The organism is Neobacillus phoenicis, from assembly GCF_047302305.1.
Lineage (GTDB): Bacteria > Bacillota > Bacilli > Bacillales > Cytobacillaceae > Neobacillus.
Genome location: NZ_CP154847.1, coordinates 2,125,028 through 2,136,963 on the forward strand (window position 1 = coordinate 2,125,028; position 11,936 = coordinate 2,136,963).

General features: G+C 36.6%; 12 protein-coding genes. All 12 read left to right on the plus strand.

What is annotated here, in order from left to right:
* The first annotated feature begins 40 nt into the window (after positions 1-40).
* The 12 genes from AA0X95_RS10880 (at position 41) to rpmG (ending at position 11,936) form a co-directional block, all read left to right on the plus strand.
* Positions 41-1,258 (plus strand): MFS transporter, encoded by a 1,218-nt coding sequence (locus AA0X95_RS10880; protein WP_413308754.1) that lies wholly within the window; start codon positions 41-43, stop codon positions 1,256-1,258.
* Between the two features lie 171 nt (positions 1,259-1,429).
* Complete coding sequence (locus AA0X95_RS10885; RefSeq protein ID WP_413309948.1) at positions 1,430-3,577, plus strand: peptidoglycan D,D-transpeptidase FtsI family protein; 2,148 nt, start codon at positions 1,430-1,432, stop codon at positions 3,575-3,577.
* A 256-nt stretch (positions 3,578-3,833) separates the two neighbouring features.
* On the plus strand, positions 3,834-4,751 hold the full coding sequence (locus AA0X95_RS10890; RefSeq protein WP_413308756.1) for a phosphate ABC transporter substrate-binding protein: 918 nt from the start codon (positions 3,834-3,836) through the stop codon (positions 4,749-4,751).
* A gap of 83 nt (positions 4,752-4,834) precedes the next feature.
* Complete coding sequence (gene pstC / locus AA0X95_RS10895) at positions 4,835-5,755, plus strand: phosphate ABC transporter permease subunit PstC (protein WP_413308758.1); 921 nt, start codon at positions 4,835-4,837, stop codon at positions 5,753-5,755.
* Positions 5,755-6,642, plus strand: coding sequence for a phosphate ABC transporter permease PstA (gene pstA / locus AA0X95_RS10900; protein ID WP_413308760.1), 888 nt, complete (start codon positions 5,755-5,757; stop codon positions 6,640-6,642). The genes pstC and pstA overlap by 1 nt, the downstream gene beginning before the upstream one ends.
* 31 nt (positions 6,643-6,673) lie before the next feature.
* Complete coding sequence (pstB, locus tag AA0X95_RS10905; RefSeq protein ID WP_413309951.1) at positions 6,674-7,480, plus strand: phosphate ABC transporter ATP-binding protein PstB; 807 nt, start codon at positions 6,674-6,676, stop codon at positions 7,478-7,480.
* A gap of 12 nt (positions 7,481-7,492) precedes the next feature.
* The gene (gene pstB / locus AA0X95_RS10910; protein WP_413308762.1) at positions 7,493-8,266 is read left to right on the plus strand and encodes a phosphate ABC transporter ATP-binding protein PstB; all 774 of its coding nucleotides are present in this window, start codon (positions 7,493-7,495) and stop codon (positions 8,264-8,266) included.
* 4 nt (positions 8,267-8,270) lie between these two features.
* Positions 8,271-8,939, plus strand: coding sequence for a phosphate signaling complex protein PhoU (gene phoU / locus AA0X95_RS10915; protein ID WP_413308764.1), 669 nt, complete (start codon positions 8,271-8,273; stop codon positions 8,937-8,939).
* A 205-nt stretch (positions 8,940-9,144) separates the two neighbouring features.
* Positions 9,145-9,825: a DUF4912 domain-containing protein gene (locus AA0X95_RS10920; RefSeq protein WP_413308766.1), complete on the plus strand. Its 681-nt coding sequence runs from the start codon at positions 9,145-9,147 to the stop codon at positions 9,823-9,825.
* Complete coding sequence (locus AA0X95_RS10925) at positions 9,818-11,083, plus strand: glycosyltransferase family 4 protein (RefSeq protein WP_413308768.1); 1,266 nt, start codon at positions 9,818-9,820, stop codon at positions 11,081-11,083. Before AA0X95_RS10920 ends, AA0X95_RS10925 begins: the two co-directional genes overlap by 8 nt.
* 10 nt (positions 11,084-11,093) lie before the next feature.
* Positions 11,094-11,711 (plus strand): hypothetical protein, encoded by a 618-nt coding sequence (locus AA0X95_RS10930; RefSeq protein ID WP_413308770.1) that lies wholly within the window; start codon positions 11,094-11,096, stop codon positions 11,709-11,711.
* A 75-nt stretch (positions 11,712-11,786) separates the two neighbouring features.
* The gene (gene rpmG, locus AA0X95_RS10935) at positions 11,787-11,936 is read left to right on the plus strand and encodes a 50S ribosomal protein L33 (RefSeq protein WP_015594975.1); all 150 of its coding nucleotides are present in this window, start codon (positions 11,787-11,789) and stop codon (positions 11,934-11,936) included.

Below are 11,936 nucleotides of genomic sequence, written 5' to 3' on the forward strand. Positions count from 1 at the left end.
CACTTGTTAAAGACTACCCTTAAGATAAAGGGGAGTTTTAATGGTGAAAAAATCAAAAATTTTAGGTGATGTAGAATTAACAAAAGATTTAACACTTTTGTTAGTTATTGGGGGGTTATATTCATTAAGTGTTGCTCTTTCCAATACATTTGTGAATATATATCTATGGAAACAAACAGGAAGTTATTCAGATCTTGCACTTTATAATCTTTCGATTGTCGTCCTACAGCTGTTAACGTTTATTTTAGCAGGACGGTGGGCAAAGAAAATCGACAGGGTTATTGTACTTAGAATCGGTGTGATTTTCTTGGCGGTCTTTTATCTAATGGTACTAATTACTGGGACAAAGGCTTCCTCCTTTTTATTGCTTTTGGGCAGTCTCCTTGGAATAGGATATGGTTTTTATTGGCTAGCCTACAATGTTTTAACCTTTGAAATTACAGAACCAGAAACCAGAGATTTTTTTAACGGATTTTTAGGAATCCTAAGTTCAGCAGGGGGAATGATTGGTCCATTAGCTGCTGGATTCATCATCACTAGATTTGAAAAATTCACCGGATATACGTTTGTTTTTGGATTATCCTTAGCTTTATTTGCACTTGCTGTGTTCATCAGTTTTTCTTTAAAGCCAAGACCTGCTGCAGGAAGATATTGTTTTAGACGTATTTTGGAAGAAAGAAAACTAAATGAAAATTGGCGTCTCGTTACCAATGCCCATTTTTTTCAGGGACTTAGAGAAGGGACGTTTTTATTTGTTATCTCCGTGTTTGTTTATATTTCAACTGGAAGTGAAATGGCTCTAGGTACATTTGGTTTGATTAACTCGGGCATTTCCTTTGTTGCGTATTACCTTGCATCCCGCTTAATTAAAAAGAACAATCGGAAAAAAGCAATTCTAATTGGTGGTCTAATCCTATATGCCGCAGTCTTAATCATTGTCTGGGATGTAAATTTCGTAAAATTGTTAATTTATGCAGCCATGATTGCCTTGGCTTATCCACTCTTGCTTGTTCCGTATATGTCAACTACCTATGATGTAATAGGAAACGGGTGGAAAGCTGCAGAAATGAGAATCGAGTATATCGTAGTAAGAGAAATCTTTTTAAACTTAGGTCGAATCGTTTCTATCCTTGCCTTTATTGCCGCAGTCACATGGTTTAATGAGGATAAAAGTATTCCTGTATTATTGTTAATATTAGGTGCAGGTCATTCTTTGATTTATTTGTTTATAAAAAGGGTTCAATTACCTGTAGCGTAATGAGGCTGGCAAATCAGCCTCATTTTCCATTTTGAAGAGGATTCGATAGAAAATGTCGAAAAACGCAAAATTGGTAAGGGTTATTCATAGAAAAAAAGCTCATTTTCTTATAAAATAGAGGATGTTGAGTTTAGCCTTGGAAAAAGGAAGTGTGTAAGAACCTTGAATAAAATGAAAAAAAAGAAGACGCATGTACCGTTCCGTTTAAATATGTTATTTTTTGTGGTCTTTGTTTTGTTTTCCGTTCTCGTCCTCCGCTTGGGTGAATTACAAATTGTATTTGGTGATGATTTTAAACGGGAAATAGAACGTACAGAGGATATCACCGTAAATAACCCTGTCCCAAGAGGGAAAATGTATGATCGAAATGGGAAAGTAATTGTTGATAATTCCCCTTTAAATGCTATTACTTATACGAAGAATCAAAGTACTACGCAAGAAGAAATGGTGAAAACAGCAGAAAAGTTGGCAAAATTTATTGAAATGGACACAAAAAAAATACCAGTAAGAGATAAAAAAGATTTTTGGATTATGAAGTATCCTGAAAAAGCAAAGGATTTAATTACTAAAAAAGAATGGGATAAATATAAACAAAAAAAATTAACAGATAAAGAAATCTATCAAATGCAAATTGACAGAATTGATACTAAAGATCTTGAGAATCTTGAAAAAGATAACGAGGCAATGCAGGTTCTGGCAATTTATAGGAAATTCAATAGCGGTTATGCACTAACACCACAAATTGTAAAAAATAAAAATGTAAAACCTGAAGAATTTGCGATTGTTAGTGAAAATTTAGAAAATCTACCAGGTGTTGATACAACCACTGACTGGGACCGAACTTATCCGTTTGGTGATACATTAGGGTCCATTTTAGGTAATGTTTCATCCTCTGAAGCAGGGATACCAAAAGAACAGTTAAGTAAATATCTTGCTCGAGACTATAGCAGGAATGATCGCGTGGGACAAAGTTATATTGAATTAAAGTATGAGGATGTCCTTCATGGTCAAAAAGCTAAAGTGAAAAATGTAACAGATAAATCTGGAAAAGTTCTTTCTACTGAAGTTGTTTCTGAAGGTAAAAGGGGTAAAGACCTTGTTTTAACCATTGATATGGATTTACAGAAGCAGGTAGAAAAAATTATTGAAGATGAGATGTGGGATGCGAAGAGAAAGCCAAATACTGCATTATTGGATCGTGCTTTTGTAGTAGTCATGAATCCTAAAACAGGAGAAATTTTGTCTCTAGCAGGTAAGCAAATTGGTAAAGACAAAGATGGTAAGACTGTTATGAAAGACTTTGCTGGAGGAAATATTACGTCCTCCTATAACGTCGGGTCCGCTGTTAAAGGGGCAACCATCCTAACGGGTTATAAAACGGGAGCGATAAGTCCTGGAGACACTCAATTGGATGAACCGTTAGTTATTAAAGGAACACAGGTGAAAAAATCTTGGAAGACTTTTGGAAGAATTAATGACCTAAGAGCACTTCAAGTCTCTTCTAACGTCTATATGTGGAAAACCGTTATTGAGATGGCCCATGGACGTTATGTCCCTAACGGACCATTAATTTTAGATACAGAAAAGACTTTTAATACTATGAGACAATCCTTTAGTCAATTTGGACTTGGTACCCGGACGGGGATTGACCTGCCAAACGAAGCGAGTGGTTTTCCAGGTTCAGAAAAGAAACCAGGTTTGCTTCTTGACTTTGCCATTGGTCAATATGATACCTATACACCGATTCAGCTTGCGCAGTATGTTTCTACGATTGCTAACGGCGGTTATCGTGTGCAGCCACATATCGTTAAGGAAATACGCGAGCCAATAATGGAAATTAATGAATTAGGTCCTATTATTGAAGAAATGCAACCTAAGGTATTAAATCGTGTGGATATGAAAGAAGAATGGATCAAGCGAGTACAAGAAGGGTTCCGCATGGTTATGCAGGAGGGCGACGGGACAGCTACAAGCTACTTTAGAAGTTCTCCGTACCACCCAGCCGGTAAAACAGGAACGGCACAGGCTTTTTATTACGGGTCTGATAAATCTAAATATGGTACACCAGTCATGAACTTAAGTCTTGTTAGCTTTGCACCATCAGACAATCCTGAAGTAGCTTTGGCTGTTATGGTACCATGGGCATACCAAGGAAATAGTGGGCCGAGTGTGAATAACTTAATTGGCCGAAAAGTATTGGATGCTTACTTTGAGTTAAAGAAGACCCGTGGTAGTACGGGAGATTCTTCAGCAACTGAACAACAGCAAACTGAAAGTACTTCTGATACAAATCTAAACAACCAACAATCTGGTCAATAACCATAAAAAACTGTCTCCAATTTCGGAGGCAGTTTTTTTTATATTAATTCTTAAATTTGTGCAACATAATCTTGCATACTAGAATTGGAGAAAGGGAAGTGCAAAAGAAATTTGTCGTGTGATTTACAAAACAACAATATAAATTTACAAAACCTTTACACTCCATTAAAACACAGTTTACAGTAGAGGTTTATTATTAGGAATGTAAGGGAGACAAAACATTATAACCTACAAAACTCTTAGGGGGATCAAAGAAATGAAAAATTTGAAAAAATTAAGCTTACTTACATTACTTGCAGCGTTAATGGTATTTATGGCTGCATGTGGAGGCGGAGCTTCTAAAGATAAGAATGAAGGTGCCGGCAAGACTACTGAAGAAAAGAAAGAGCTTTCTGGTTCATTAGTTATTTCAGGTTCATCTGCAATGCAGCCATTAGTTGCAGCTGCAGCAGAAGAGTTTATGGCAGACAATCCTAATGTTGACATTCAAGTAAATGCTGGAGGTTCTGGTACAGGCTTATCACAAGTGGCTGAAGGATCTGTACAAATCGGAAACTCAGACGTTTTTGCTGAAGAAAAAGAAGGAATTCCTGCTGATCAGCTTGTTGACCATAAAGTAGCTGTTGTTGGAATTACTGCTGCGGTTAACCCTAAAGTAGGTATTAAAGATATTTCAAAAGAAGATTTAATTAAAGTTTTTACTGGAAAAGTGACGAACTGGAAAGAAGTTGGCGGTAAGGATCAAAAAATCGTATTAGTAAACCGTCCGGATTCATCAGGTACTCGTGCAGTGTTTAATAAATTTGGTTTAGATGGTGCAACACCTGCAGAAGGAATTACTGAAGACTCATCAAACACAGTTAAGAAAATTATCAATGAAACAGATGGAGCAGTTGGTTATCTTGCATTCTCTTATTTCACAGATGATAAAGTTACTCCACTTTCAATCGACGGAGTAGAACCTACTGATGAGAACGTTCAATCAGGTAAATTCCCAGTTTGGGCATATGAGCATTCATATACGAAAGGTGAGCCTGATGGCCTTGCAAAAGCGTTCCTTGACTATTTAATGTCAGATGATATTCAAAACAATCTGTTAAAAGAACAAGGATACCTTCCTGTTACAAAAATGAAGGTTGAACGTGATGCAGAAGGAAATCAGAAAAACCTATAAGCAGTAAATCTTTTAAAAGTAAAGGGTAAATGCAGGATGCATTTACCCTCTTATGACGTATTCATAGGGGTGTTTGGATTTATATGGAAAAAACAATTCCTGCAAGTGAAAGATTATTGAAATCTAAAAAGAGTTTAATGAATGGAGAACTACGTGGTAGGGTTCTTGTAATATTGTGTGCTGTAATAATGATTTCGGCTACCATTTCAATCACCATTTTTCTTGGTACAAAAGGTTTACAATCATTTATTAATAATGGTGTAAGTCTCATTGAGTTCATAACCAGTACGCATTGGAATCCTACAAATAAAGCTAATCCAGAATATGGTGCTTTACCGTTTATCTTTGGATCTTTTGCGGTAACTTTCCTTGCGGCGCTTGTTGCAGCTCCATTAGGAATTGGTGGTGCCATCTTTATGACTGAAATAGCACCATCTTGGGGAAGGAAAATATTACAGCCTGTAATTGAGCTATTGGTCGGAATTCCGTCTGTTGTTTATGGTTTCATCGGGCTTACAGTGTTAGTTCCTTTTATTAGAGAAAATGTAGGTGGACTTGGTTTTAGTTTACTATCAGGGACAATCGTGCTTTCTATCATGATTTTGCCAACAATAACAACAATTGCTACAGATGCAATGAGTTCATTGCCTAAGAATCTTCGTGAAGGTTCATATGCCTTAGGAGCAACTCGTTGGCAGACCATTCGTAAAGTATTAATTCCTGCAGCACTACCTACTCTATTAACAGCAGTTGTTCTTGGGATGGCAAGGGCATTTGGAGAAGCTTTGGCGGTACAAATGGTTATCGGTAATGTTCGGGATTTACCATCAAGCATTTTAGATGCTTCAGCAACCTTAACGACAATTATTACTCTTAACATGGGCCATACAACATATGGAAGTGTTGAAAATAACACTCTTTGGTCAATGGGATTAATCTTATTAGTCATGTCGTTTGCGTTTATTCTCCTTATTCGCTATTTATCTTCTAGGAGGAAAATGTAATGAACAGCAAAACAGCGGATCGTATTGCAACTGGAGTGTTTATTGCCATTGCAATCATAATTGTATCTATTTTAGTCGGCCTATTTTATTATATTTTGGTTAATGGTCTTAAGCATATTTCCTTAGATTTTTTAACAACCCCATCTAGCAACGTGCGTGCTGGCGGTGGTATAAGAGATCAACTTTTTAATTCCTTTTATATATTAGTTATTACAATGTTAATTGCCGTTCCGCTAGGAGTGGGCGGTGGTATCTATATGGCTGAATATGCGAAGCCCGGAAAAGTGACAGATATTATTCGTTCTTGTATCGAGGTATTGGCATCTCTTCCATCTATCGTCATCGGAATGTTTGGTTTATTAATGTTTGTTAATGTAACTGGGTGGGGCTACACTATTTTAGGTGGAGCACTTGCACTAACAGTATTTAATTTACCTGTAATAGTAAGGGTTAGTGAGGATGCGCTTCGCTCAGTACCACGCGATTTAAAAGAAGCGAGTCTAGCCCTAGGTATTACTCATTGGCATACAATTAAAACAGTTTTATTACCAAGTGCATTCCCATCCATTTTAACAGGGGCAATACTTGCTTCAGGACGTGTGTTTGGTGAAGCGGCAGCACTATTATTTACTGCAGGTCTCTCCACACCAAGGTTAGATTATGCAAATTGGAATCCATTTTCACCCCAATCGCCATTAAATATTTTCCGTCCTGCGGAAACACTGGCTGTTCATATATGGTCAGTAAACACACAAGGGTTAATTCCAGATGTTGAAGAAGTTTCTAATGGGTCTGCAGCTGTTCTAGTTATATCCGTACTAATTTTTAACTTATTAGCCCGGTGGATTGGAAGTTTGATTCATAAGAAAATCACAGCAACTAAATAAAGGCAGGGGAGTTATGATGGTTACTGCTAACATGGAAGATAAATCAACTGAACAAGCTGTTCAGTCGAACAGTAAAATACAAAAAGAACTTGTTTTAAAGGTCAAGAATCTAGAGATATTCTACGGGGAAAAGCGTGCAGTTAATGGAATATCATTGGACATTGAAAAAAATGGAGTAACAGCACTTATTGGTCCTTCAGGATGTGGTAAATCAACCTTTCTGAGAAGTATTAATCGGATGAATGACTTAATTCCGGGAGCAAGGGCAGAGGGTGAGATCCTTTATGAAGATATTAATATTTTGTCTGACGACGTAAATGTTGTAGCTTTACGTAAAGAAATCGGAATGGTTTTTCAAAAGCCAAACCCTTTTCCTAAATCGATATACGAAAATATTACCCATGCACTAAAATTTGCAGGGGTCAGGAAGAAAAAAGAGCTGGATGAAATTGTCGAGGAGAGCCTTCAAAAAGCAGCACTATGGGATGAAGTAAAGGATCGCCTTCATAAATCAGCACTCTCACTTTCAGGAGGGCAGCAGCAACGTCTTTGTATCGCAAGGACAATTGCAATGAAACCCACTGTTATGCTCCTAGATGAACCCTCTTCGGCATTAGATCCAATTTCTAATGCTAAGGTTGAAGATTTGATTGTTGATTTAAAGAAGGATTATTCAATTATTATTGTCACCCATAATATGCAGCAAGCATCTCGTATTTCAGACAAAACTGCCTTCTTTTTAAACGGTGATTTGGTTGAATATGACAACACGGAAACAATCTTTACAAATCCATCTGTTAAAAAGACCGAAGAATATATTTCTGGTAGGTTTGGATAAGGAGGAAGCGTTGTGGCAATTCCAGCATTAACTAGAGAAGTTTTTAACGTGAAAGACCTTAATTTATGGTATGGAGAGCATCATGCCTTAAAGAATATCAATTTTCCTATTAATAAAAAAGAGGTTACAGCTATTATCGGTCCATCTGGTTGTGGGAAATCAACATTCATTAAAACTCTAAATTTGATGATCAATATGGTCCCCAATGTAAAAATGACCGGTGAAATTAATTATGATGGACAAAATATATTAGATGAGAAAATGGATCTTGTTGAACTGCGTAAGCATGTGGGCATGGTATTTCAAAAGGGTAATCCATTTCCACAATCGATTTATGATAATATTGCCTACGGTCCAAGAATTCATGGAATTAAGAAAAAGGTTCATTTAGACGAAGTTGTCACAAAATCTTTAATGGATGTGGCACTATGGGATGAAGTAAAGGATCGTTTACATGCACCTGCTTTAGGACTCTCAGGTGGGCAACAGCAAAGGTTATGTATAGCAAGGGCACTTGCAACTAAACCTGAGGTTTTGCTAATGGATGAGCCAACCTCTGCACTCGATCCTATTTCTACTTTGAAGATAGAGGAATTAATTCTAGAGTTAAAGGAAAAATATACGATTGTTATTGTTACCCATAACATGCAGCAAGCCGCACGGGTTTCAGATAAAACAGCTTTCTTCTTAATGGGGGAATTAATCGAATTAGATTCCACTTCTGCAATTTTTTCAAATCCTAAAAGTTCACAAACTGAAGGCTATATTACAGGAAGATTCGGATGATGAGGTGACTAGATTGAGTACAAGGTCGAATTTTGATAATAATTTAAATCAGTTAAAGGAAATGCTTTTACAAATGGCTAAAAAAGCTGAGTTTGCCATTAAGGAAGCGATGATTGCCTTGATAAACCAAGACTTGGAAAAGGCCAAGCTTGTGATCGAGGGGGACAATGAAATTAATGATTTAGAACATGAGATCAATGATAAAGCATTATTGTTAATTGCAAGAGAATCACCTGTAGCAACTGATTTAAGGCAAATCAATGTTGCCCTAAAAGTATCATCAGAGGTAGAGCGGATGGCTGATATGGCTGTGAATATTGCTAAATCTGCGGTTCATATCGGGAATGAAAAACATATAAAAGAAATGGTTGATATTCCAAATATGATGGAAATGGCTTTAGATATGGTGTCTGATTCTATCAAAGCATTTTATTCTGAGGATATTACTCTTGCTAAAAGATGTGCTGAAAGAGATGATCAAGTAGATAAAATGTTTGGAAGCCTAATTCAGGAACTTTTAGGTTATATACCTAAAAATCCTAATTCTACAAACCAAATTATCCAATTAGCATTCGTGTGTAGATTTATTGAAAGAATAGCTGACCATTCCACAAACATTGCTGAGAATGTTATCTATTTAGTAACGGGAAAACGAATTGATTTGAACGCCTAACAAAATATGTATGTATCAAAGATGAAGCAGATGATGAGTGCTTCGTCTTTTTTTTATTCACAAAGTAGGGTTTTGTCGAAAAGGAAGCAAGATACGACAAATTGCGTTTATTGTGTGCCTATTAATCTGATGATACCATTAAATTATAAGAATAATATGGATTTATATGCATATAATGATTGTTTGCAGAAATGGAGGACAAAACATGATTGAGGAAATAATTAAATTACGAGGGGACGGGCTATCGTTTCGAAGAATTGCCTTAGTGCTTAATACAACGGTTGGTAAAGTTCAGTATAGATGGAATAAATGGATAGATAACACGGATGAAATAAATTCAAATGTCCAAAAAACCACTGGTAAGAAGTCCGCTAATAGCCAAATTGCACCTGATCAAATTCCTCTTAAGGGTGAATTGAAGGCAAAACTTGTTTCCCCTCGAAAAATGATTCTTTTCTGGGAAGTTTCCGAAATACCGAAGAAAATAATTGAACTATTTTTCAAGAAAAGGTTTGAGGAGCTCGTCACGGTTATCCGTGTATATGATGTAACAGAAATTACGTTTAATGGGAAAAATGCACACCATGTTTATGAAATTCCCGCTTCTTATCAAAGTGGGCACTGGATAATAAAAGGTCTAATAGCCAATAGGAATTATGTTGCAGAATTAGGAACTTATTTTTCAAATCAAAATTTTTTCCCTCTTCTTCGGTCTAATTGCATTCAAACCCCTAATTCCCAGATAGCAAGTGGGTATGAAGGGAACTCTGACCTTTACATGAAGGTTCAAGAATATGAAGAGAAACCGCCAAAGTGGACGGAACATGTAAGTACGTATAGTTATTATGTTGAAACAACAAACAACTTGGAGGAGAAAAATGAATAAGGCATTTTCTCAACAAGATGAGGCTAATAAGCCCGCAAATAATTGGCAATTAAAAATCTTAATGCTGTGCTGGGAGTATCCACCGAATATTGTTGGCGGACTTTCGAGGCATGTAGCTGGTTTAACGGCTGAATTGGCAGCACTTGGTCATGAAGTTCATGTATTAACTGCTGGAACGGACCAACTACCTGGGTTTGAAACCATGAATGGTGTGCATGTTCATCGAGTTCAACCCATTAATAATCGTGATGAGCATTTTTTTTCCTGGATAGGCGGCTTAAATTTAGCTATGGCCTTTGAGGCTGAAAGATTATCAGAAGAGATTACATTTGATTTACTACATGCACATGATTGGCTTGTGGGGGCATCAGCCATTGTTTTAAAGGAAACCCTTAGTGCCCCATTATTAACAACCATACATGCGACTGAGCATGGGAGAAATAATGGGATTTATAATGAAATGCAGCAATTTATACATGAGAAGGAACTACAGTTAATTTCTGAATCTGATCATATTATTGTTTGCAGTGAATACATGAAGGATGAACTCCTTTCTATATTTAAAGAGACATTTGTGAATATAGCGGTTATTCCAAATGGGATTGAGTTTGTGGCACCAAAACAAGGTTTAAATGAGATTTTTCCGGAACTAAAACACAAAAAATATATATTTTCTTTAGGGAGAATCGTAAAAGAAAAGGGTTTCGAAACCATCATTGAGGCAGCCGCAATAGCCAAAGATGAAGGATTAGATTATCGATTTATTATTGCTGGAAAGGGGCCAATGCTTGAGACATATCGCCAGCATATTTCAGCCCAGCAATTAGAAAGCCATGTCCAATTCATTGGCTACATTACAGATGAACAAAGAAATGCCTTTATTAAGGAAAGTGAATTGGCTGTGATACCAAGTTTATATGAACCTTTTGGTATTGTTGCATTGGAAACAATGATTTTTGGTAAACCAACGATTGTTTCCAATACTGGAGGCATGAAAGGAATAGTTAAGCACCTCCAAACAGGGTTATTGACGGTTCCAGGAGATGCACGAAGCTTAATGGAGCAAATTAATTTTTTACATAATAACCCTAAGAAAGCACAAGAAATTGGAGAAAAGGGACGGCAAATCGTAAAGAGCTTGTATGGTTGGAAACGAATTGCCTCAGAAACTAGTAGAGTAATGGAAGATCTATTGTTAAATAAGCGCATTAATAAGAGTGAGGAAGAAGGACAGGAAAGGCAAATAATTCGTAAATAAGGTGTAAGCGATGATGAATTTAATTGAAAAAAACAATATTGAACAGACTTCCGACCGTCAACAGTCATTTGAATCATTACAATTTATTCCTGGGGTATGGGTGAACGGGAAGCACTATTGGCTACAAGACTGTACGGAAAAAGTCATTTATGATGAAGAGATGACAATTAGAGTAAAACAGGAACAAGTACATTCTAAAATCCGAATGTCCAGTATTTTCGTAAGTAATCACGGGAATCAGGAGAAAGAGATTAAAGTGTTAGCTATGCACCATTTTTCAAATGTCGGGAAAGATAATTTAACCTTTGTTTCTCCCTTAGATAATCGCATCTTTCATCATACCAATAAACAGGTTCATTTAGTTAATGCTCATTACCAAAGGATAGGGTTAACTGAATATACAGCTATGCCTCTTTGGAATGTCTATACAGACCAAATTTGGAGCTCTCTTCAAACCGGAACTTTAAAATACCAGCCAATGGCTAAGGGGCCTGCTGCAAGTGTGTTCGCTTTGAAAATGGCGATTCAACCACATGAAACAGGCAAAATGGTTACTTGGAGTATTAATGGATCGAACAAAAATGAATTAATTGCTATGGAAGATGCTCTAATAAAAAATATACACTAGCATTTCCTTTTGAAAAATGATATTATAGAAAAGTCGTATGAACGAACTAGCTTAATCGTTTGGAGGGAAATTGACATGCGTGTAAATATTACGTTAGCTTGCACTGAGTGTGGAGACCGTAACTATATTTCAACAAAAAATAAACGTAACAACCCAGACCGTCTTGAGCTTAAGAAATATTGCCCAAGAGAAAAGCGTACAACAGCACACCGTGAAACAAAATAA

What these genes read in the sequence shown, in the direction of transcription:
- AA0X95_RS10885 (WP_413309948.1), top strand. Translation starts at nt 1,430, where the DNA reads ATGAAAAAAAAGAAGACGCATGTACCGTTCCGTTTAAATATGTTATTT.
- AA0X95_RS10930 (WP_413308770.1), top strand. Translation starts at nt 11,094, where the DNA reads ATGATGAATTTAATTGAAAAAAACAATATTGAACAGACTTCCGACCGT.
- pstB (WP_413309951.1), top strand. Translation starts at nt 6,674, where the DNA reads ATGGAAGATAAATCAACTGAACAAGCTGTTCAGTCGAACAGTAAAATA.
- AA0X95_RS10925 (WP_413308768.1), top strand. Translation starts at nt 9,818, where the DNA reads ATGAATAAGGCATTTTCTCAACAAGATGAGGCTAATAAGCCCGCAAAT.
- pstA (WP_413308760.1), top strand. Translation starts at nt 5,755, where the DNA reads ATGAACAGCAAAACAGCGGATCGTATTGCAACTGGAGTGTTTATTGCC.
- AA0X95_RS10880 (WP_413308754.1), top strand. Translation starts at nt 41, where the DNA reads ATGGTGAAAAAATCAAAAATTTTAGGTGATGTAGAATTAACAAAAGAT.
- pstC (WP_413308758.1), top strand. Translation starts at nt 4,835, where the DNA reads ATGGAAAAAACAATTCCTGCAAGTGAAAGATTATTGAAATCTAAAAAG.
- AA0X95_RS10920 (WP_413308766.1), top strand. Translation starts at nt 9,145, where the DNA reads ATGATTGAGGAAATAATTAAATTACGAGGGGACGGGCTATCGTTTCGA.
- AA0X95_RS10890 (WP_413308756.1), top strand. Translation starts at nt 3,834, where the DNA reads ATGAAAAATTTGAAAAAATTAAGCTTACTTACATTACTTGCAGCGTTA.
- rpmG (WP_015594975.1), top strand. Translation starts at nt 11,787, where the DNA reads ATGCGTGTAAATATTACGTTAGCTTGCACTGAGTGTGGAGACCGTAAC.